The organism is Corallococcus macrosporus DSM 14697 (assembly GCF_002305895.1).
In the GTDB taxonomy this organism is placed as follows: Bacteria; Myxococcota; Myxococcia; order Myxococcales; family Myxococcaceae; genus Myxococcus; species Myxococcus macrosporus.
This window is the reverse complement of the sequence record NZ_CP022203.1, coordinates 2,493,710-2,513,870: the sequence shown is the minus strand read 5'-3', so window position 1 is coordinate 2,513,870 and position 20,161 is coordinate 2,493,710. Positions and strand designations below refer to the sequence as shown.

The following is a 20,161-nucleotide window of genomic DNA, read 5'->3' as shown; positions in this document are numbered from 1 at the left end:
TCGGGGACGAGCTCGGGGATGACGCTGTGGCTCTCCTCGAAAGAGAGCAGCAGGGTTCTCGAGTGTCACTGCTTGCCGGTGCTTGACCTCCATGGAGCGCTGCGCGAGCCCCTTGAGACGAACAAAAGAAAATCCCGGGTGACGTGAGAGAACGCCTGCATTCCGTCAGTACTGGGCGCGCACGACGCACCCCTTGGCCAGGACGATGCGAAGCGGCTCGGCCTGGGCCTCCCTGCAGCCCGCGATCGACTGGACGTCACGTCCAAAGGCCATGCAGTCCATGCTCGAGAGCCGGCGCCGATCAACCACCGCGCTGACCGCTCCGCTGACGGCGTAGGTCTTCCCGACCTCGCAGCCACGGGGGAGCTGATCTTCGATGCATCGCAGGCTCACGGGCGTGGGCGCGCTCCCCCGGGCCTGGACATACGCGGCGGCCCCCTCGTGTCTGGTGCAGGTCCCAACGAGCTCGACCTCACGAAACCTGGCCTTGCAGGACTCCGAGACCATCGACTGGCTCCAGCCTGGCCCGCCGGTCCCTCCGTCCGCTGATGCCTCCTGCATGAAGCACGAGAGGACCTCCTCTGCGCTGACGCGCGCGGGAGCCGGCTCTGGCGGTTCGGGCGGAGGGCAGATGAGGGCACAGCCAGGGAGCTGCGCGGACAGGAGGAGGAGAAGGACTCTACGTTTCATCATGCAGGTCATCTTTCGACATGACGGGGCGGCAGTCCATGGGGCACCCGTGATTGCAGAGGTCGGTGTGGACAGAGCGCAGTCCGAATTGACACCAGAATGGACCCGTTGGGATGAGGGCCTTCTATTTCATCGCGAAGGGTGCAAGTGTTTCAGGCCACTCTCGCGGGGTATGAGGAAGGGCCATGATTCGCCGCCACCGTCGTCATTCTCATGTAAAACTCCTGTTTGTCGTTGTGGCGATGCCCATGCTCGCGGGCTGTAGCGTCCTCTCATCCACCGTCAATCCACAGCGTAGAATCGGGTACAGCTCCCACGCGCAGAATGATGACAAGAACGAGGCCATCGCGTTCTCTACGCCGGCTGACCTTCGGCTCGCGTTCCTTCGGGAGAAGGGCGTCGATGCCATCTATTGCGCCGAGCCCATGCCGGATGTCTCGCTGAGCTCCGAGGCCGCCGCGTCAGGCTCGATGAGCGCGGCGGCGGCGCTGGCGCAGTCAGCCTCAGCGGCGACCAACGCGGCGCTCGCGGAGGAGAACGAGGCGCTGCGCAAGGACCTGCGCGAGGCGATTCGCAGCTATGAGCAGTCAACCAAGAGCACGTACAATCGCACCCTCTCTTCGGACCTCAGCAGCGCCACGACGACCAGCAGCTCGCTCAACCTGCAGGCTGCGTACAAGCTCGCGGTGACCGCGGCGGAGCTCGGGGGCCGCTCCCAGGCGGTGCTCGTCGCGCGCGAGTACCTGTACCGCCTCTGTGAGGCCCGGGCGAACAAGTTCGACGACGAGGCGTATGCCAGGCTTCAAGAGCGTGCGCTCGCGATGGTCGAAGCCATCACGAAGCCGGCTCCCACCAACCCGGCGGCCGACCGTGCCGCGCTCGCCCAGCGAATCAGCGAGCTCGCCACCACGCAGATGAAGCTCTGTGACACGCAGAAGTCGGCGTGCATGGCGCTCGTCGGGGATGACAAGGACAAGGCGAAGACGACGGCGTGTGGCGAAGCCTTCAAGAAGTGCGTCGACGCCATCCAGCCCATGAAGTTCGCCGACTGACGCCGACGACGGACCACCACGCGCGGGCGAACGGCCTGTCACGGCGCCGCGTGCCGTCGAAGGCGGGGAAGCCGCCCGCCATCATGCCGGGCCTTGCGCTCCCGTGCGTCCCAGCCGCTGCGCGAAGAAGGCGAGGATTTCGTCTCGCGCCGCGCGTGTCGACTCACCCTCCGCGTCGATGAGATGGGCCGTCACGACGCTGTGGGCGCACCCGACGACCTCCGCGAAGAAGGGAGGAGGCGCCGGGTTCGCGGCGGACGCAGGCAGCACCCTGGGAACGAAGCGGGCGCCAAGCGCGGCCGTATACGCCTGGAACCGCTGCGCCGTGCAGAACCGGTCTCCCTCGAACCGATAGGCGAGCACCGTCAGGTCCTCACGTTCGAGGCGCTCCTTCACGGCGGCGAGCTCGCCAGGCGCCATCTGAATCCCGCCGTCGTCGCCCAGGGGCAACGACGGCTGACACACGACGGGAGCGAGCATCGCGCGTTCGAGCATCATGGAGAGCGCGAAGTTCCCCGTGAAGCACATCCCAATCGCGCCGACCCCCGGACCGCCACACTCCTCATGTGCGAGCCGCGCCAGGGCACGCAGCCACTGCGTCACGGGGCTCGATGCATTCGCCGCGAACGCCCGGAACTCCGCGCTTACGCAGGCGCGCTGCAGGATGGCGCGCCCCTCCTCCGCGCGAGGGTAGGCACCGTCCCTGCCGAAGAGCGAAGGCATGTAGACAGTGAAGCCCGCGTCGCGCACCCAACGCGCGAAGCGGGCGACGTGCGGACTGATGCCCGGCATCTCGGCCATGACGATGACGGCGGGGCCGCGGCCGGTGACGTAGACGGTTCGCATGGCGGCGTTGAGGGTGAGGGGTCGCCGGGCGAAGTCCTCGAGCGAATCGTCGGCGGTGGAGTCAGGCGTGGAGGGGTGCATGGCCTGGACGATGCGGGAGTTCCGTCCTCCGCGACCAGTGGCGAGCCTGACAATGAACGGTCTATTCTTGCCACGGTGATTACACATGTCGTGCTGGATGGCGTGGCAGAAGGCCCGCTGGGCGTGGGGCTTGACGTGGTCGACACGGCGGCTCGACTTGTCGCGGCAGGGCTCGCCTCGGTTCCCCGGGGCGCCCAGGTCTTGCGTCAGCGGGTGGTGTCGCTCGACGGTCAGCCGGTCCGCTCGGGCACGGGACGCTCCATCGCCGTGGACGGTGCGCTGAGCCTCCGAGGCGTGAAGTCGGGAGATGTGTTGCTGGTCCCTGGGCTCTCCGCGACGAGTGAGCGCGCCATCGAGCAGCTGCTCTCGCGGGCCGATGCGGCGCGTGGCATGACGTTGCTCGCGCGCGCGGCGGAGAAAGGCGCCATGGTCGCGGCCTCGTGCTCCGCGACCTTCGTTCTGGCGGCTTCTGGGCTCCTCGCGGGGCGGAGCGCGACGACGACGTGGTGGCTCGTTCCCTCCTTCGTGCGCCGCTTCCCCGAGGTCGCCCTCCACCCGGACCGGATGGTGGTCGAGTGCGACGGCGTCCTCACGGCGGGCTCGGCCTTCGCGCACGCGGACCTGATGTTGGCCATCGTCGCGAGGGTCGCGAGCCCATCGCTCTCACACCTGGTGGCCCGCTACCTCGTGCTCGACGAGCGTGTCTCGCAGGCCAGGTACATGGTGATGGAGCATCTGCGCGTCTCGGACCCGGCCCTTCGTGCCGTGGAACGATTCGTTGCCGCGAACCTGGGCCGGCAAGTGACGCTCGATGAACTCGCCCGCGCCGCGGCAACCTCTCCGCGGACACTCGCGCGGCGCGTGCAGGCCGGGCTTGGCATGACGCCGCTCGAGTTCGTGCAGCGGGTGCGCGTGGCTCACGCCTCCCACCTGCTGGAGACGACTCGGGCGTCGGTCGAAGAAGTCGCTGCCCGGGTGGGGTATGCCGACCCCGCGGCATTCCGCCGCGTGTTCCGGCGCTACGCTGGAGAGACGCCACGAGGGAGGAACCGCGGCGCCCGCTCCCGACGTACACCGATGAGAGCGCGCGTTTCACCGGCGCCATGAGGGCTTTCACGGAGGTGGCCTGCCCCCGGGTAGCGGGTACGGAGTCCAACGGGCCCGCATGGACAGGGCGGTTCGTCGCGACTGGCGGGGTGCGGGGTGTTGAGAAGCATAGGCATCGTTCGCATCTCGAGGTGCTTCTTCGACAGAGCGCGCCCCGGGCGTGCGCACGCTGTGTTATGTGGCGCCGATTCAGACCTTCTGGCACGGAGCGAGCCATGCGAAGCCTCATTCTCTGGACCCTGCTGTTGTTCTCCACGGCAGCCCTTGCCGCCGAGACACGGCTGGTCGTGAGGGCTCGCGCCCGGGACGGCAAGTTCGTCGGGACGTCCATGGGGGGCGTGCGGGTGGTGCTCCGGGATGCGCAGTCCGGGCAGGTGCTCGCCAGCGGCATCACCTCCGGCTCGACAGGTAACACGCAGACCTTGATGAAGCAGCCACAGGCGAGAGGGGCATCGCTCGCGGATGAGTCCTCCGCGAAGTTCACGGCCACCCTGGACATCACCGAGCCGCAACTGGTGACGGTGGAGGTGTCTGGGCCCCTTGCGCAGCGACAGGCGCTCGCGACCAGCACGACCCAACTCTGGCTGCTGCCCGGCAAGCACCTCGAGGGCGATGGCCTCATTCTGGAGCTGCCCGGCTTCGTGGTGGACGTGCTGGCGCCATCAGCTCACGAGTTCTTCAAGCTCGCGGGCGACAGGAAGCTCACCATTCCCCTTCGCGCCAATCTCATACTCATGTGTGGCTGCCCGACCGAGCCCAAGGGGCTCTGGGACTCCAACCGGTACACGCTGCAGGCCACGGTGAAGCACAACGGGAAGCCGCTCACCCAATTCCCCCTGAAGTACGCCGGGAAGACCAGCACCTTCGAGGGAGCGCTCTCCGTACAACAGCGGGGCGCATACGAAGTCACGGTGACCGCGTTCGACCCCGTCACCGGCAACGCCGGAGTGGACTCCACCACGTTCGTCGTCGAGTAGACACGGAGCTGATTCCGAGCACCGCTCGTCGAACCTGCGCGCGGACTGTCGCGCGCTGGCCATCCGCCTGGCGACTCCAGGGCGGTGGATCGGCAAAACTGGGAGCCGCGGGGAGCAGGGCCCGCGGCTGGAGTTTCCCCGCGCGACGGGAGCTCGTGGACGTGCTACCCCAGGGCCATGTCCCGCGCTCCACGTACCGACGCTTCACCAGAGGGGGCGCCCCCCTCCGTCTCTTCGTCCGAGCCGCCGCCGGACGCCTCCTTCACCTGGCACTCCGAGAGCGCGGTCCCCTCGCCTGCTCGGCTATCGCCCGTGAATGACCGCCTCAGCGCGGATACGGCGCTCAAGCGGGTGCGCCGAGGTGAGTTCCTGCTGTACTCCGGTGACTTCCACAACGCGAAGCAGCTCCTCGGCGCGATGAGCCGGCGGCTCCCGCAGCCCGCGAAGGCGCGCTCGCCCCTGGAGGCCTTCCGCGCCGAGCGCCGGGCACGGCAGCTCGAACATGAGACGTTGTCGCGCATCGTGGTGTCCCTGGACCGCGACTACCGGCTCGGGCTCGCCCGGGCGCCGGACACTTCACTGGCATGCTTGCAGGTATGGGGAGCGCCAGCGACGGACACCACCGTGGTCCCGCTCAAGCAACTCCTCGGCATGCTGGGGGCGGCGGAGTGGCGTCGCAAGGGGCTCGCCGTCCCGGGTCTCACGGGGCTGCTTCACCCGCACTACGGCGTCTACCTCCCGACTCGCACGGACTATGTGGAGCTGCTGCTCTCCCTCGACGAGGTGAAGGGCAAGCGGGTGTTCGACGTGGGGACGGGAACCGGCGTGCTCTCGTTCATCCTCCTCCAGCGGGGCGCGGCGTCCGTGCAGGCGACCGACTGTGACTCCCGCGCCGTGGCCTGCTCCCGGGAGAATGCGGAGCGGCTTGGACTCGGCGAGCGGTTCCAGGTGACGGAGGCCGACTTGTTCCCGAAGGGCACGGCGGACCTCGTGGTGTGCAACCCACCCTGGATTCCAGAGCCGCCCAAGAACCGGGTGGACCGCGCGGTGTTCGACGAGGGCAGCCAGTTCCTGCGGCGCTTCCTCGAAGGACTCTCCGCCTCGCTTGCGCCCGGCGGCGCGGGCCTGCTGCTCCTGTCGGACCTCGCGGTACTGCTCGGCCTGCGCCCCGCCGGATGGCTCGAAGCGGAGTTCGAACGGTGTGGCCTGGCGGTGCAGTGGGCCCGGTCGACCCCGGCGCGGCATTCGAAAGCAAAGGACACGTCAGACCCGCTGCACATGGCGCGCTCGCGCGAGCGCACCACGCTCTACTGCCTGCGTCCGGTGACCCGATAGTCCCTCGTTTCCTTCCAGACAGCGGCCCCGTGCGGGCCAGGCCTGACAGTGATTGGAACTCCACGAACTGATGGGCCACGCGACCATACGCTACGCCCACCTCGCGCCTGAGGCCCGGGAGTGCGCGGTGCAGCGGCTCGACCAGCCGGTGCCCTGGCTTCAAGCCGACCCTCCGCATCCCCTGACCCGAGTTGGAGGACGAGCACCTCCCCACGAACGACGACAACTCGGGGCACCGGCGCCTGCGCTGATTCGAAGCCTCCTTCGCGTCGCGAGCGGAAGAACCTCACGGGCATTGGCACCCCATGCGCCTGTTTTCACCTGGGCACAACCAGACTCGGGCGCCCGTTTCGGATAGAGCGTCAGGACGTCCGACCTCCCCGCGACAGGTGCCGCATGCCGCTCCCCAGACTGACCCTGCTTTCCGCCGTTCTGCTCACGGGCTGTGCGACCAGCCCCGCCGCGAACCACACTGAATCCACTCAATCCAAGCCCGCTCCCGCGGCGTCAGCGCCCGCCGAGCCGCGCACCGTCCGTGAAGCGCTCGCCCGGGAAATCACCGCGCAGTTGCCGCACGAGCCCGTGGAGACCGAGGGAGTCCTCTTCCGGGGCAAGGTGCTGGCCGCGGGTACGCCGGAGCTGATGAAGCGCCCCAATGGGGTGACCCTCCTCACCCTCCCGATTGGGACCTCCGAGCCGGTCACCTGTCTCTTCTACACGAGCGCCATCGATGCCGGCGCCGCGGTGAGGAGCCTGCTCGAGTCACTCCTCGATGACGTCACCGTGGAGCGGGTGCGCGCCACGGACGTCAAGTCCTTCACGGGCAGCCCCGCCATGTACCTGGAAGGTGACTACTCGCGAGGCGCCGCTCCGGCCGTGCAGATGGGTCGCATCAAGGTGATGGTCCACGCGGACCCCGTGCTCCCCAAGACCTGCTTCCACAACGAGCTGGGATACACGAAGACCTTCCTCGACATCACCGAGTCCGTCGCCACGGGCCTCACCTCCACGGCGCCAGAGCAGCCGGTGGCGCCCTACTACAGCGACGTGCAGGTGCTGCGGCTGGGCGACGTCCCCCTCGGGTTCCAGTACACGGCGCTCTTCGGCTCCAAGGCGGGCGGGAGCATCCTTGAGGTCAGCACCACGATGGTGCGTCCCGGGGCCCCGGCCCAGCTCCAGTTCCAGGACACCAACATCACGGAGCAGGCGGACAGTTCGGGAGTGCTCGTCGCCAAGAGCTATTCCAAGCGGGTCAACGCCACGGTCGCCGCGAATGTGCGCCTGCGCCGGGAGCAGAACGGGAGCTACGGCGTCTCGGGTCAGGTGGCCGCCAAGGAGGTGCAGGCTCAGTTCGGGGGCGAACTCATCGGCGAGGTGGGGCTCGCCGCGCGGCTCCGCGACGGCCTGCTGAAGGGCCAGGGCGACGCGCTCGAGGCCCTGCTGTGGGTGCCTCCCGCCGACGCGTCCGCACCGACGAAGCTGGTCATCCGCCCCCGCGAGGAGGCGGGAGCCCGCGCCGCCACGATGGAGCTGGGCCCGATGTCCGTGAAGGTGGAGCTCGACGCCCACGGCTTCCCCCAGCGGACGGAAATCCCCGCGGGAAGCGCCACTGTCGTCCAGGAGCGGCTGTCCCAGACTGGCGAGCCGTAGCGGCAGGCGGGCGTCGAACACAAAAGGGGCCGCGTCCAGGTTCGACGCGGCCCTGGACGCGGGCGGTTGTGAATGCACCGTGCGATGCGGTGGGCCGTCCCCACCTCACGCACACCCATGAGTCACTCCCTGAGCTTGCCCCTGCTCCTGCGGGCGCTGCGTAGGGATGGAGTCAGCCGCCCGGAGGGGTCCATCGACTGGCACGACCTACAGCAGCCACCTCGCGATGCGGGGCGCTGCTCTCCAGGTCATTCAGGAGTTGATGGGTCACGCAACCATCGAGATGACCATGAGGCATGCGCATCTGTCGCCCGAGGCGCGGGAGAGCGCGGTGCGGGAACTGGATCGGCCCAGCCCCCAGCCGCGCGCCGCTCTGGGCTAGAGACGCCAGAGGGGCACACTGGGGGCACATGAAGAATCAGAGAACAGTAAAAAGCCCAGCAACCCGATTGGATTGCTGGGCTCGTTCTTCTCAGTGGAGGCGGCGGGAATCGAACCCGCGTCCGAAAGCCGTCCGCTCTTCGACCCTACGTGCGTAGTCCGCGATTTGCTACGTCCCTGAGGCTCCCACGGACGGGATACCCAGAGCCGGTCCTGGAAAGGTCTCGCTACCTCGGGTCCAGGCGCCCTCGGTAGCCAGCCTGCATTATGACGGTCTGTCCCAACCCCACAGGCCGAGGGCGGGGGGACCGCGCACTATGGGCTGTTTTTAGGCAGCCAGCGCGAGCTCAACGTTGTCGTTGGCTTTTGTGTCTTTGCCGGGTTGGATTTACGAGCTACCTGACAAGCTCGGCACGCGTCTCGAACTTCATTGCCCCCGTCGAAACCAGGTCGCCCCCGGTAGGTTCACTGCATGTGACGCGGCCACTGCCTGCGCCGCGCCTTCCTCACATTAACCGCTGACGGGGGCGCGTCAATCCTCCTGAATGGCCTCGGGCACATCTGGGCGCACGGCCGTGGACACTCCGCCCACAAGCCCCTCCCCCACCGAGCCAGCCGTCGTAGGGTCGCCTACCCGCCGGGTCCCGCTTCTCCCGCCCCGGCCACGAGGCACCTGAATGAGACGACTGCTCCCCCTCCTGCTGCTCCTGCTGGGCCCCGCCCTGCCGGCCGCCGCCGCCACGCCCACCCCAGCGTCGGACGCCTTCCCGTACACCCTCCACACGGACACGCTGCCCAACGGCCTCACCGTGGTCCGCGTGCCCTACCCGTCCAGCGGCATCATCGCCTACGTCACCGTGGTCCGCGTGGGCTCGCGCAACGAGGTGGAGCCCGGCCGCACCGGCTTCGCCCACTTCTTCGAGCACATGATGTTCAAGGGCACGAAGACGCACCCGGAGGGCGAGCGCGAGCGCATCCTCGGGAACTTCGGCTACGACGACAACGCTTTCACCACCGACGACATCACGCTCTACTACTCCTACGGCCCCACCGCCGGACTGCCCCAGCTCATCGAAATCGAGGCGGACCGCTTCCGGAACCTGGAGTACAGCGAGCCGTCCTTCCAGACGGAGGCGCTCGCCGTGCTCGGCGAGTACCACAAGAACGCCGCCGCCCCCTTCCTCAAGATGGAGGAGGAGCTCAACGCCGCGGCCTTCACCCGCCACACGTACCAACACACCACCATGGGCTTCTACAAGGACATCCAGGCGATGCCCCAGGCCTATGACTACAGCCGCACCTTCTTCGAGCGCTGGTACACGCCCGACAACACCCTGCTCTTCATCATCGGCGACTTCGACGACGCCAGGGTCATGGAGCTGGTCCGCCAGCACTACGGCCCGTGGGATCGCAAGGCCGCCCAGGTCAATGTCCCCGCCGAGCCGCCCCAGAAGGGCGCGCGCACCGCCCACATCGACTGGCCCCAGCCCACGCAGCCCCGGCAGGTGATTGCGTGGCGCACCCCCAGCGCTGGCACCAGCCTGGCCGACGCCGCCATCCAGACGCTCCTCGTGGACTACCTCGCCGGCCCCACCAGCCCCGCCTACAAGACGCTGGTGCTGGACAAGCAGCTCGTGGAGTCCATCGGCAGCGACTACTCCGAGCACCGCGACCCGCACCTCTTCACCCTCACCGCCACCCTCAAGGACGAGCGCCACCGCGACGCCGTCCGAAAGACGCTGCTCCAGGAAGTCAGCCGGCTCGCCGCGGGCCGCGTGGACGCCGCGCGCCTCAAGGCCATCCAGGACCACGCCCGCTACGGCGCGCTCATGGCCCTGGAGACGCCTCGCGACGTGGGCATCCAGCTCGGCTGGTACGCCGGCGTCACGGGCTCGCCCGATGGATTCCAGCGCCACCTGCAGAGCCTGCCCAAGGTGACGCCCGCGCAGCTCTCCAACTTCACCAAGCGCTACCTCACCGCCAACAAGCTCATCCTGCTCAGCCTCACCCCCAAGACGGACGCCCAGGGAGGGACGAAGTGATGAAGACCCGTGCGCTCATGTCCCTCACCGCCCTGCTGGGGCTCGCCGGCTGCGCCACCACGCCGAAGCCGCCGCCCGAGGAGAACGCGCCGCCTCCCGCGGTGCCCGCCCAGGCCCCCCGCCGCAGGCCGCGACGCCGGAAGCCGCGCCCGCGCGTCCAGAGTCCGTGCCCGCGACACCGCTGCGCCAGCCCAAGCCCATGGAGTTGGTCGTCCTGGCGCGTCCGGACACGCCCATCGTCTCCTTCCGGCTCGTGTTCCACACCGGCTCCGTGGACGACCCGAAGGGCAAGGAGGGCCTCACCGCCCTCACCGCGCGGCTCATGGCGGAGGGCGGCACGCAGAAGCTCACGGCCTCGCAGCTCCTGGAGGCCCTGTACCCCATGGCCGCGGAGCTGGACGTCTTCGTGGACAAGGAGTTCACGGCGTTCTCCGGCCGCGTCCACAAGGACTTCCTGACGCGCTTCCAGGACATCTTCACCGACGTGCTCCTGGCCCCGCGCCTGGACGCCGCCGAGCTGGAGCGCCTGCGCGCCAACGCCATCAGCGACGTGGAGAACGGCCTGCGCAGCGCCAACGACGAGGCACTCGGCAAGGTGGCGCTGGACGCGCTCATCTACGAAGGCCACCCCTACGCGCACTTCACCGGCGGCACCGTGCAGGGCCTCAAGGCCATCACGCTGGACGACGTGAAGGCCCACGTGCAGCGCGTCTTCACGCAGGACCGGCTCGTCATCGGCCTGGCGGGCGCGGTGGATGAGGCGCTGGCGCAGGCGCTCGGCTCGCGCCTCTCCGCGCTGCCCGCCACGGGCGCGCCGCGCGTGGAGCTGCCCGCCGTGCCGACGACGGCCGGCCGCACCGTCATCATCCAGAAGCCCACGCTCTCCACCGCCGTCAGCATGGGCTACGTCAGCACCATCCGCCGCGGCGACCCGGACTTCTTCCCGGTGGCCTTCGCCATGTCGAACCTGGGCGAGCACCGCCAGTCCATTGGCGTGCTCTTCACCGAGCTGCGGGAGAAGCGCGGCCTCAACTACGGCGACTACGCCTACGCCGAGCACTTCATCGAGTCGCCCGGCACCACGTACAACCGCACCAACATCGCGCGCACCCAGCAGGACCTGTCCCTGTGGATTCGCCCCGTGGTGCCCGCCAACGGCGTGTTCGCCACGCGCGGCGCGGTGTTCTTCCTGGACCAGATGGTGAAGGAGGGCATCCCCCAGGAGCGCTTCGAGCTGATGCGCGGCTTCCTCCAGGGCTACACCCGCCTGTGGGAACAAACGGACCAGCGCCGCCTGGGCTACGCCATTGATGGCCTCTTCTACGGCACGCCCGACTTCCTGGAGCAGTACCGCCAGGCCATGTCGAAGATGACGCCGCGGTCCGTCCAGGAGGCGCTGCGCCGCCGCGTGCAGCCGGAGGCCCTCAACTTCGCCTTCGTCACCGAGGACGCGCAAGGGCTCGCCAAGACGCTGCGCTCCGGTGAGCCGACGCCCATCACCTACGCGTCACCCAAATCCGAGGCGCTGCTGACGCAAGACAGGCGCATCTCCTCCTCCAAGCTGCCGCTGCGCCCGGAGGCCATCCAAATCCTCCCCGCGCAGCAGTTCATGGAGAAATAACACACGGCTGTAATCAGCGGTGCCGGGGGGTGGGTCATTTCCTTCCACCCCTCGGGGCCGGGTGCTAAGAGCCTGAGACATGCGAGGCTTCCGCTTGCGTGGCTCCGCCACCCGACTCGCCATCCTGGGCCTGCTGCTGGCCTCGATGGCTGCTCACGCCGACCACGACCCCTTCTCCCGCGGCTTCGACGCCGTCCCCGTGAAGGCCACCGCGGCCCAGCACAGCGGTATCGCGCTGGAGGGCACGAGCAATGAATTGCCCGCGGGCAGCTTCCGCGCGGCGCTCCTGTTCGACTTCAACTGGCGCATCCTCGCCCTGAAGCTGGGCGACGAGAAGCTGGGCGACCTGTTGCCCTACCGGCTCGACGCGCACCTGCTGTTCGCCTATCAGCTCCATGAGCGCCTGGAGCTGGCGGTGGACCTGCCCGTCACGTTGTTGCAGGGGGACAACTTCCAGTTGCTGCGTGACGCATTGGACGCGCCGACCTTCCCGGGCGCCGCGGGCGTGGGCCGCACCACGCTGGGCGACATCCGCCTGCTGCCGCGCGTCCACCTGCTGGACCGCGAGAAGTTCCCGGTGGGCGTGTCGCTCGTCGCCGAGGTCCGGCTGCCCACGGGCAGCGCCTCCAGCTTCACCGGCGAGCGCGGCGTGCTCTGGGCGCCTCGCGTCGCGCTGGAGCAGCGCTTCACCGCGCTCCCCGTGCCCATCCGCGTGCTCGGCAACGTGGGCGTCCGGCTGCGGCCGCATGCGCAGTACCTCAACCTGCTCGTCGATGACGAGCTGACGCTGGGCGCCGGCGCCATCGCGGAGCTGCCGAACATGGGCCGCTTCACGGACGTGGAGGCCGTGGCGGAGATGCACCTGGGCACCCCGCTGGTGCGCCCGTTCAACTTCGACCAGGCCGACTCGCTCAAGACGCCGTGGGAGGCGCTGGTGGGCGCCCGCGCGAAGGTCTGGGGCAACTGGGGCATGGAGCTGAACGTGGGCCGCGGCATCAACCTGTCCAGCGGCTACGGCCGCGAGGCCCTGCGGGTGATGTTCGCGGTGCGCTACGACGAGACGTTCATCGACTCGGACGGCGACGGCGTGCCGGACCTCCGCGACCGCTGCCCCAACGAGCCCGAGGACCAGGACGGCTTCCAGGACGGCGACGGCTGCCCCGACCCGGACAACGACGGCGACGGCATCCCCGACGGCGAGGACGGCTGCGCCAACGAGAAGGGCCCCAAGCACACCAAGGGCTGCCCGGACCCGAACTACGACACCGACGGGGACGGCGTCGTCGACGGCGAGGACGCCTGCGTGGACAAGCCGGGCCCCAAGTCCAACAAGGGCTGCCCGGAGGACGACAACGACGCGGACGGCGACGGCATCCCCGATACGCTCGACAAGTGCCCGGACAAGCCCGGCCCGAAGGACTACGACGGCTGCCCGGACACCGACGGCGACGAGGTGCCCGACAACGAGGACGACTGCCCCGAGGAGTTCGGCCCGCCGGAGAACAACGGCTGCCCGTTCGACTCGCCGCCGTACGTCGTCGTCGAGTCCGACCGCATCCGCATCAAGGGCAACGTGCTCTTCGAGACGGGCTCCGCCGTCATCCAGAAGAAGTCGTACCCGCTGCTGGACGAGGTGGCGACGGTGCTGCGGAAGAACCCGACGCTGGGCCCCGTGCTCATCGAAGGCCACACCGACAACCGCGGCTCGCGCGCCCTCAACATGGGCCTGTCGGACCGCCGCGCGAAGTCCGTGCTCGAGTACCTGGTGTCCAAGGGCATCGCGCGCAAGCGCCTCAGCTCCAAGGGCTTCGGCTTCGACAACCCGATTGCCACCAACGACACCGCGCTGGGCCGCGCGAAGAACCGGCGTGTCGACTTCCGGCTCGTGCGCGCGGAGGTGGAGACGGGGAAGAAGGAGACCGTCGTCCCGGCGGGGCAGCCGCCTCCGGCTTCGGCGTCGCAGCCGGAGAAGAAGCCCTGAGGGCGTGAAGGCGAAGGGCGGCGTGCCTGCGTGGCGCGCCGCCCCTACTGCTTCCTCGCGATTGTGAGCGAAGCCCCCATGGGCCTCGCGTCACTCAGCGGGCATGCCGTCCGGAGCCAGGCCCTCGGGCGCCGTCTCCGGCATCACGGCTGCTTCAGCGCCCGGTCGATGCGCCTGCGGATGCCGTCCTCGGACAGCGAGCCCCGCTGCGCGTCGATGACCTTGCCGTCCCGGTCCAGGAAGTAGAGCGTAGGCAGCGCGCTGACCTGGAAGGCCCGCGCCACGTTGTCATCCGCGTACACCACGTACGGCGCCAGGTCCGGCAGGTGGTTGCGCATGAAGGACTCCACCAACTGGGGCGCCCGGTCGCCGTCGTCCCGGCTGGCCGCCACGAAGACGAGGCCCTGCGGCTCGTACTCCTTGGCCAGCTTCACCAGCGCCGGCATCTCCTCCCGGCACGGCGGGCACCAGGTGGCCCAGAAGTCCAGCATCACCACCTGGCCCTTCAGGTCCTCCAGCTTCAGCGTGCCGCCGCCATGGCGCGCCATCTCCATGGTCGGCGCGGTCGTCCCGTCCGGCACCAGCTTCGCCCGCTGCGCCTCCAGCACGCCCAGGTACACCACGCCGCCCAGGCCGAGCGCCGCCAGCAGCCCCAGTACCACCTTCGTTCCGCCGCCCGCCTTCTCCGGGACCGGAGGCGGTGCCCCGATGCTCTCCGTCACGCGAATCCGCTCCTCTTCAGGCGGCCATGCACCCGCCGCAGCGCCCACCGCACCCCGACACGGACCACCGGACGCCGCGACACCCACGCCGCCACGCCAGGGCCCCATTGATAGTAGCCCCGGATGAACACGCGGCCCGGCGCGCTCTTCCGCAGCACGTCGTCTCGGTACGCGCGGAAGGCCACCAACTCTGGCGCACCCTCGCCGAACGCCACCGTCGCCACGAAGCACGAGGACGCCGGGCTCACCCACATGAGCCGCTGGTTGGTGAGGTTCACCACCGCCTTCAGCTCGCGCGCCTCCGTGTACATGAAGGCCAGCAAATCCCTCCGCGCGGCGGGGAACTCCTGGCCGCTGGCCTCCTCGAACTCGATGCGGGTGCTGCCCGTGGTGCCGACCTCGTCCACGGTGAAGAAGTACCGCTTGGAGCTGCGGCCGACCTCCACCTCCAGCCCCCGCAGCTCGCCGAAGTACGCCAGGAAGGGCGTGCGGCAGACCGGGCAGATGAACCGGTTGTAGGCGTGGCTGGTGAGGAAGGCGTAGTCCCCCACCCGCTTGCAGCCCATGTTGGGGCACACCAGCTTCACGCCCGCCTGCGGCGCGGACCGCGGGTCGTACCGCGACACCCGCGAGGCCTTGTCGAACACCGGCGGCGGACGCGGCGGCGACGTCACCAGGTGACGCGTGGGGTGCGCGGCGCGCTCCAGCTCCTGCGCCCGGCGCCAGGCCGTCTCCGCGGCCTCCAGCCGGCCATCCGCCGTGTGGCAGAGCGCCTCGCCGTGGGCCAGCAGCGCGGCCACCAGCTTCTCCAGTGGGGCCACCGCGGCGGCGTCCCGCCCCGCCGCCAGCGCCTCCGCCAGCACGCGCTCGATTTCGGGGAGCAGGGCCTGGGCGGCCTTGCGGGAAGGGTCCTCCGCGCGGCGGTACACCGGCGGTTCGGGGATGCGGACGAAGAGCGCCGAGGCCGCCGCGCGCACCCGCTCCACCGCCGCGTCGCCACGCCCCACGTCCAACCGCGCCGCCCGCTCACGGGCGGCCTGAAAGAGTTCTTCGGGTTGCAAGCGCGCGGACATTAAAGGCCCCACCCCGCGCTGTCAGCGCATAGGACACGGCCGCGGTCGGAAACTGGCCAGGCTCGCCCTCCTGGTGTACGAAGAGGTAGGAGGCTGTGAGCGTGAACGCATTGAAGTTCATCGTCTGGACGTGCTGCGCGGTGGGGCTCGGCGTCTTCCTGGCTTCGGGCAAGGTGGATGGCCGCACGCCCCTGAACCACATGGAGCGGGCGTGGAACCGCTCGGTGAACCCGTCCACGGTTGATCGGCTCAAGGACGGGCTGGAGGACGCGTACGAGGACGCCAAGGACGCCGTCGCCGGAAACAAGGATTCGTCGCCTCGTGAGCGCATCAGCGCCGAGGACCGTGCAGCGGTGAACCGCATCATCGCGCAGAAGAAGTAGTCCGCCGCCGGGCCCGCTTCCCCCGGCCGCTCCGCCTCCCTAGGTTGCACGGAAGGCGGATGGTCGGGGTGGAGGCGGGGCCATGGGCAGGGCGCGAGGCAAGAGTGTCATCCTGTTCGCCGCGCTGGTGTGCGCGCTGGTGTTTCCAGCGCAGGCCACCGGCCGCGAGCGGAACCGGTTGTGGGTGGAGTCACAGAACCGCGCCCTCCAGAAACAGCGCTCCACGCTGAGCGACGTGGCCCGCCGGGCCATGCCCTCCGTGGTGTCCATCACCACGCAGCAGGCCGCGGACGTCCAGGCCGCCGACGGTGAGGAGGCGCAGAAGGGCATCGGCTCCGGCTTCATCATCCACCCGGACGGCTACATCCTCACCAGCGCGCACGTGGTGGAGGGCGCGGCGGAGGTCATCGTCTCCGTCCTGCACCCGCGCGGCTACGTGGAGGAGTTCGAGGCGCTCGTGGTGGGCGAGGACGCCCGCACCGACTGCGCGCTGCTGAAGATCGCCGCGCCCCGCAAGCTGCCGGTGCTGAAGCTGGCCTCCGCGTCACACGTCCGCTCGGCGGACTGGATTGTCGTCATCGGCAACCCGTTCGGCCTGGCCCACTCGGTGACGGTGGGCGTGGTCAGCTACATGGGCCGCACCGACGTGACGCCCAACGGGCGCGACGGCGACTTCGACTACATCCAGATGGATGCCTCCATCAACCCGGGCAACTCCGGCGGGCCGGTGCTGGACCTGCACGGGGACGTGGTGGCGGTGGCCAACGCCGTCAACGTGGCGGGCCAGGGCATCGGCTTCGCCATTCCCATCGACATCGCGAAGACGGTGATTCCGCACCTCAAGGCCCACGGCCGCGTGCGCCGCGGGTGGCTGGGCATGAGCGTGCAGGACTTCTCGCCGGAGGTGGCGGAGGCCTTCAACCTGCGGCGCGGCCGCGGCGTGGTGGTGACGGACATCGTCGCGGGCGGCCCGGCGGAGCGCGCCGGCCTTCAGGTGGGCGACGTCATCGTCGGCGTGGACCAGCGCCGCGTGCGCCGGGCCCACGCCCTGCGCTGGCAGGTGGCCGCCCGAGGCGTGGGCCGCGACGTGAAGTTCCAGGTCCACCGGCTGGGCCGCCCCATGAAGCTGACCCTGACGCTGGATGAGATGCCCTCCGAGGACGCGCCCGCGCCCACCGTGGCCGCCAGCGCTCCCGGACGGCACGCGGGGGCGCCCCAGTCGGTGCTGGACGACCTGCTGTCCCCGGTGCCCCGCTCGAAGGGCCGCCGGGCGGCTCCGCCCAAGGGGGAAGCAGGCCCTGGGACGGGAGGTTCTGGAAGAGACGCCCTCGCGCCCTGAGGTCCAGGACGGGTCGAAGCACTGAACCCCGGTTTTCCGGCCTCCTTGCGTTCGGGTGTCATGGGCGCTAGACAGTGCGCCTTTTTCCGTACCCTCGCGGTGGGTCCACCTCGGTGTGGCGCCGCGACCACGCATCGTTTCGCAGGAGAGTTTCACCATGGCCGAGGCCCAGACGACCCAGAAGCGCACCAGCTGGCCGCGCTTCGCGAAGAGCAATGGCAAGAAGGCGTGCACGGTGGAGGGCTGCAAGCGCCCGTACCGCGCCAAGAACTACTGCTACTTCCACTACAAGCAGTGGCGCCAGGGCGACCTGCCGCACAGCCGCTACCGCACCTGCTCCAAGCCGGAGTGCCGCGTGAAGACGTTCAAGGCCGGCCTCTGCGAGAAGCACCACGGCGAGGCCTTCAAGAAGGACGCGGCGTAGACCGCCCTCGCTGTCGGCGCCGGGGCGGCCTCTTCCTCAGGTCGAGGCGCCCCGCGTCACCGCGCGCTCCAAGTGCTTGAAGGCCGTGAGCCACAGCTCCGCCTCGCGCTGGGTCAGCCGCGCACGCATCAACGTCTGCTCCAGCTCGTTCAGCACATGCTGCGGCGCCTGCGGGTTGAGGAACTCCGCGCGCAGCATGACGTCCCGCATCCGCTTCGCCAGCGCCCCCAGCGTGCCCAGCTTCGCGCCCGGCTCCTCCGCCACCGCCGAGGTGGGCGTCAGCCCCTGACGGTGGCAGAGGTACAGCAGCACCGCGGATGACTGCGCCAGGTTCATGGACGGCTGCACCAAGGACGTGGGAATCGCGAGCACATCGTTGCAGCGCGCCAGGTCCTCGTCGGACATGCCCCGCTGCTCGCCGCCGAAGACGAGCGCCACGCGGCCCCGCACGCTCTCCTCCGCCAGCCGCTGCATGGCCTCCTCCGGCGTCAGCACGGTGCGGCCCTTGAGCTGGGTACGAGAAGTCGTGCCCACCGCGTACACGCAGTCCTTCAGCGCCTCGCCCAGGTCGGACGTCGTCTCCATGCCCCGCAGGACGAAGTCACTTTTGACCGCGAGCCGCTCCGCGCCCTCGATGGATTTGAGCACCGGCTCGGACAGAATCAGCCGTGAGAATCCGAAGTTGGCCATGATTCTGGCCACGGCGCCGAGGTTGTCGGTTGAACGCGTCTGATGAAGGACAACGGTGAGCTGCTCCCCTGGCCGCATGCGCTGAGTTTAGCTGGTTGATCCGGAAGCAGATCGGTATATTCCCGCCTGATGCGTCGCTGGCTCCCTGGGTTGCTCCTCTCTCTCGTGATGGTCCTCACCGCGTGTGGTGAGGCCGGCGCACCTGCTCGTGCCACGATGAGCGCGCGGCAGGCCCTCACCAACCCGCCGGAGTTCCTGGAGTTCGAGTCCCCGGCGACGCGGCTGGAGCTCTTCCGCGAGGTGGCGCGGCAGTCCGTCATCGAGTCCGGGCAGGCGGCGCAGGCCCTGGTCCTCTTCCCGGTCAGCCGGCAGGGCGAGCTGCTCGCCGCGCCGGGCTTCGACGCGAAGATGGACCTGTTCCAGGCCCCTGACGCGGGCGCGCCGCTGGAGCTGGTGTTCGAGTCCGGCGGCGAGCGTTGGCCGGAGGACCGCCGCGAGGGCCTCCAGGGCCTCTCCGAGCGCGAGGCGGCCGAGCTGGTGGCCCGCACGCTGCTCGCGCACTGGGACATCGAGCCGGACAGCGCGGTGCAGGTGGACCGGGCATCGGGCGCGCCGTACGCCGTCGCCTACGTGGACGGAATCCTGCGCATCAACCCAGCTTTCCTCTACCTGGCAGCGGCGTACGGTCCTTCTTCCCAGTCCGCTTCGCTCCAGTAGAGTCGCGCGCCTCAAGTCAGGCCCCGTTGCCTCTCGCCCTTCCCGCGAGAGTGGGGCCGCGAGGCGACAGTGAACACCTCCGCACTTCACGCGCAGCTTCCCCTCACCCTCCAGCAGACGGACCTGCCCGCGCTCGGCCAGCATTACCGAGGCAAGGTCCGCGAGACGTACCGGCGGGACGACCGGCTCATCCTGGTGACGACGGACCGGCTGTCCGCGTTCGACCACATCCTCACCACCATCCCCTTCAAGGGCGAGGTGCTCAACCGGCTGGCGGCCTTCTGGTTCGAGCGCACCAAGCACATCGTCCCCAACCACGTGCTGGACGTGCCCGACGCCAACGTCACCGTGGCGCGCGCCTGTCAGCCCTTCTCCGTGGAGGTGGTGGTGCGCGGCTACCTCACCGGCAGCCTGTGGCGCGACTACCAGAAGGGCTCGCACACCGCCTACGGGCTGCCCTTCCCGGACGGCCTGCGCAAGGACGAGGCCTTCCCCTCGCCCATCATCACCCCGTCCACCAAGGCGGAGTACGGCCTGCACGACGAGCCCATCTCCGAGCAGGAGATTCTGGCCCGCGGCCTGGCCAGCCCCCGGGACTGGGCGCGCATCACCGAGGCCGCGCTGGGGCTCTTCGCGGAAGGCCAGCAGTGGGCGCGCTCGCGCGGCCTCATCCTGGTGGATACCAAGTACGAGTTCGGCAAGGTGGGCGACACGCTCTACGTCATCGACGAGATGCACACCCCGGACTCCAGCCGCTACTGGGTGGCGGACGAGTACGAGGCGCGCTTCGCGAAGGGACAGGAGCAGCGGATGCTGGACAAGGAGAACATCCGCCAGTGGCTCATCCGCGAGCGGAACTTCTCCGGCCAGGGCACGCCGCCGCCCATCCCGGATGACGTGCGCGTGGACCTGGCCACCAAGTACGTGGCCGCCTACGAGCACATCACCGGCACGGCGCTCACGCTGGAGCCGGGCGACGTGAAGGCGCGCATCGAGCGCAACCTGCGGGAGAAGGGCTATCTGAAGTAGCCCCACCCGGCGCGGGCACGG

General features: G+C 69.4%; 19 protein-coding genes and 1 other RNA gene. 14 read left to right on the top strand and 6 right to left on the bottom strand.

The window, feature by feature from the left end:
* Window positions 1–165 precede the first annotated feature (165 nt).
* Window positions 166–393: a hypothetical protein gene (locus tag MYMAC_RS36790; protein ID WP_123784113.1), complete on the bottom strand. Its 228-nt coding sequence runs from the start codon at window positions 391–393 to the stop codon at window positions 166–168.
* Window positions 394–875: 482 nt separating this feature from the next.
* Between MYMAC_RS36790 and MYMAC_RS10815 the strand changes: the two genes are divergently transcribed.
* On the top strand, window positions 876–1,742 hold the full coding sequence (locus tag MYMAC_RS10815; protein WP_123784112.1) for a hypothetical protein: 867 nt from the start codon (window positions 876–878) through the stop codon (window positions 1,740–1,742).
* A gap of 81 nt (window positions 1,743–1,823) precedes the next feature.
* Here the strand turns inward: MYMAC_RS10815 and MYMAC_RS10810 are convergent, their stop codons facing one another.
* Window positions 1,824–2,669: a dienelactone hydrolase family protein gene (locus MYMAC_RS10810; protein ID WP_013938757.1), complete on the bottom strand. Its 846-nt coding sequence runs from the start codon at window positions 2,667–2,669 to the stop codon at window positions 1,824–1,826.
* Here MYMAC_RS10810 and MYMAC_RS10805 point away from each other — a divergent pair.
* The 5 genes from MYMAC_RS10805 (at window position 2,664) to MYMAC_RS10785 (ending at window position 8,120) form a co-directional block, all read left to right on the top strand.
* Window positions 2,664–3,776, top strand: coding sequence for a GlxA family transcriptional regulator (locus MYMAC_RS10805; RefSeq protein WP_043710600.1), 1,113 nt, complete (start codon window positions 2,664–2,666; stop codon window positions 3,774–3,776). The two genes, MYMAC_RS10810 and MYMAC_RS10805, sit on opposite strands and share 6 nt — an antisense overlap.
* A 215-nt stretch (window positions 3,777–3,991) precedes the next feature.
* Window positions 3,992–4,753: a hypothetical protein gene (locus MYMAC_RS10800; protein ID WP_239989466.1), complete on the top strand. Its 762-nt coding sequence runs from the start codon at window positions 3,992–3,994 to the stop codon at window positions 4,751–4,753.
* Window positions 4,754–4,930: 177 nt separating this feature from the next.
* Window positions 4,931–6,088, top strand: coding sequence for a 50S ribosomal protein L11 methyltransferase (locus MYMAC_RS10795; protein ID WP_095958022.1), 1,158 nt, complete (start codon window positions 4,931–4,933; stop codon window positions 6,086–6,088).
* A 396-nt stretch (window positions 6,089–6,484) separates the two neighbouring features.
* A complete protein-coding gene (locus MYMAC_RS10790) occupies window positions 6,485–7,738 on the top strand; it encodes a hypothetical protein (protein ID WP_095958021.1) in 1,254 nt (417 codons plus the stop codon).
* Between the two features lie 166 nt (window positions 7,739–7,904).
* Window positions 7,905–8,120: a tyrosine-type recombinase/integrase gene (locus MYMAC_RS10785; protein ID WP_420810034.1), complete on the top strand. Its 216-nt coding sequence runs from the start codon at window positions 7,905–7,907 to the stop codon at window positions 8,118–8,120.
* A 91-nt stretch (window positions 8,121–8,211) separates the two neighbouring features.
* Here the strand turns inward: MYMAC_RS10785 and ssrA are convergent.
* Window positions 8,212–8,577: a transfer-messenger RNA gene (ssrA, locus tag MYMAC_RS10780) on the bottom strand.
* Between the two features lie 219 nt (window positions 8,578–8,796).
* On the opposite strand from ssrA, the gene MYMAC_RS10775 reads away from it, so the two are divergent.
* From MYMAC_RS10775 to MYMAC_RS10765, 3 genes are all read left to right on the top strand, one after another.
* Window positions 8,797–10,161 carry a M16 family metallopeptidase gene (locus MYMAC_RS10775; RefSeq protein WP_095958020.1) on the top strand — a complete coding sequence of 455 codons (1,365 nt, stop codon included), beginning with the start codon at window positions 8,797–8,799 and terminating at the stop codon, window positions 10,159–10,161.
* 166 nt (window positions 10,162–10,327) lie between these two features.
* Complete coding sequence (locus tag MYMAC_RS10770) at window positions 10,328–11,782, top strand: M16 family metallopeptidase (protein ID WP_239989464.1); 1,455 nt, start codon at window positions 10,328–10,330, stop codon at window positions 11,780–11,782.
* 79 nt (window positions 11,783–11,861) lie between these two features.
* Window positions 11,862–13,763 (top strand): OmpA family protein, encoded by a 1,902-nt coding sequence (locus tag MYMAC_RS10765; RefSeq protein WP_095958019.1) that lies wholly within the window; start codon window positions 11,862–11,864, stop codon window positions 13,761–13,763.
* Window positions 13,764–13,906: 143 nt separating this feature from the next.
* Here MYMAC_RS10765 and MYMAC_RS10760 read toward each other — a convergent pair whose 3' ends face one another.
* A complete protein-coding gene (locus MYMAC_RS10760; RefSeq protein WP_095958018.1) occupies window positions 13,907–14,485 on the bottom strand; it encodes a TlpA family protein disulfide reductase in 579 nt (192 codons plus the stop codon).
* The gene (locus tag MYMAC_RS10755) at window positions 14,482–15,558 is read right to left on the bottom strand and encodes a CFI-box-CTERM domain-containing protein (protein WP_095958017.1); all 1,077 of its coding nucleotides are present in this window, start codon (window positions 15,556–15,558) and stop codon (window positions 14,482–14,484) included. The genes MYMAC_RS10760 and MYMAC_RS10755 overlap by 4 nt, the downstream gene beginning before the upstream one ends.
* Window positions 15,559–15,653: 95 nt before the next feature.
* Here MYMAC_RS10755 and MYMAC_RS10750 point away from each other — a divergent pair, with 95 nt between their 5' ends.
* The 3 genes from MYMAC_RS10750 (at window position 15,654) to MYMAC_RS10740 (ending at window position 17,704) form a co-directional block, all read left to right on the top strand.
* Complete coding sequence (locus tag MYMAC_RS10750; RefSeq protein WP_013938683.1) at window positions 15,654–15,941, top strand: hypothetical protein; 288 nt, start codon at window positions 15,654–15,656, stop codon at window positions 15,939–15,941.
* Between the two features lie 82 nt (window positions 15,942–16,023).
* Entirely contained in the window at window positions 16,024–17,280 is a 1,257-nt protein-coding gene (locus tag MYMAC_RS10745; RefSeq protein WP_013938682.1) for a S1C family serine protease, read from the top strand.
* 157 nt (window positions 17,281–17,437) lie between these two features.
* Window positions 17,438–17,704, top strand: a complete 267-nt coding sequence (locus MYMAC_RS10740; protein ID WP_013938681.1) for a hypothetical protein — start codon at window positions 17,438–17,440, stop codon at window positions 17,702–17,704.
* A 36-nt stretch (window positions 17,705–17,740) separates the two neighbouring features.
* On the opposite strand, the gene MYMAC_RS10735 is transcribed toward MYMAC_RS10740, so the two are convergent.
* Window positions 17,741–18,472 carry an RNA methyltransferase gene (locus MYMAC_RS10735; protein ID WP_043710576.1) on the bottom strand — a complete coding sequence of 244 codons (732 nt, stop codon included), beginning with the start codon at window positions 18,470–18,472 and terminating at the stop codon, window positions 17,741–17,743.
* Window positions 18,473–18,523: 51 nt separating this feature from the next.
* Between MYMAC_RS10735 and MYMAC_RS10730 the strand changes: the two genes are divergently transcribed.
* Complete coding sequence (locus tag MYMAC_RS10730; RefSeq protein WP_043710575.1) at window positions 18,524–19,111, top strand: hypothetical protein; 588 nt, start codon at window positions 18,524–18,526, stop codon at window positions 19,109–19,111.
* Window positions 19,112–19,180: 69 nt separating this feature from the next.
* Window positions 19,181–20,140: a phosphoribosylaminoimidazolesuccinocarboxamide synthase gene (locus tag MYMAC_RS10725; RefSeq protein WP_095958016.1), complete on the top strand. Its 960-nt coding sequence runs from the start codon at window positions 19,181–19,183 to the stop codon at window positions 20,138–20,140.
* Window positions 20,141–20,161: the final 21 nt, after the last annotated feature.

Excerpts from the sequence above, each read along its gene's own strand:
- MYMAC_RS10815 (WP_123784112.1), top strand. The coding sequence starts at position 876 with ATGATTCGCCGCCACCGTCGTCATTCTCATGTAAAACTCCTGTTTGTC.
- MYMAC_RS10810 (WP_013938757.1), bottom strand. The coding sequence starts at position 2,669 with ATGCACCCCTCCACGCCTGACTCCACCGCCGACGATTCGCTCGAGGAC.
- MYMAC_RS10800 (WP_239989466.1), top strand. The coding sequence starts at position 3,992 with ATGCGAAGCCTCATTCTCTGGACCCTGCTGTTGTTCTCCACGGCAGCC.
- MYMAC_RS10795 (WP_095958022.1), top strand. The coding sequence starts at position 4,931 with ATGTCCCGCGCTCCACGTACCGACGCTTCACCAGAGGGGGCGCCCCCC.
- MYMAC_RS10790 (WP_095958021.1), top strand. The coding sequence starts at position 6,485 with ATGCCGCTCCCCAGACTGACCCTGCTTTCCGCCGTTCTGCTCACGGGC.
- MYMAC_RS10785 (WP_420810034.1), top strand. The coding sequence starts at position 7,905 with ATGGAGTCAGCCGCCCGGAGGGGTCCATCGACTGGCACGACCTACAGC.
- MYMAC_RS10775 (WP_095958020.1), top strand. The coding sequence starts at position 8,797 with ATGAGACGACTGCTCCCCCTCCTGCTGCTCCTGCTGGGCCCCGCCCTG.
- MYMAC_RS10765 (WP_095958019.1), top strand. The coding sequence starts at position 11,862 with ATGCGAGGCTTCCGCTTGCGTGGCTCCGCCACCCGACTCGCCATCCTG.
- MYMAC_RS10755 (WP_095958017.1), bottom strand. The coding sequence starts at position 15,558 with ATGTCCGCGCGCTTGCAACCCGAAGAACTCTTTCAGGCCGCCCGTGAG.
- MYMAC_RS10745 (WP_013938682.1), top strand. The coding sequence starts at position 16,024 with ATGGGCAGGGCGCGAGGCAAGAGTGTCATCCTGTTCGCCGCGCTGGTG.
- MYMAC_RS10740 (WP_013938681.1), top strand. The coding sequence starts at position 17,438 with ATGGCCGAGGCCCAGACGACCCAGAAGCGCACCAGCTGGCCGCGCTTC.
- MYMAC_RS10735 (WP_043710576.1), bottom strand. The coding sequence starts at position 18,472 with ATGCGGCCAGGGGAGCAGCTCACCGTTGTCCTTCATCAGACGCGTTCA.
- MYMAC_RS10730 (WP_043710575.1), top strand. The coding sequence starts at position 18,524 with ATGCGTCGCTGGCTCCCTGGGTTGCTCCTCTCTCTCGTGATGGTCCTC.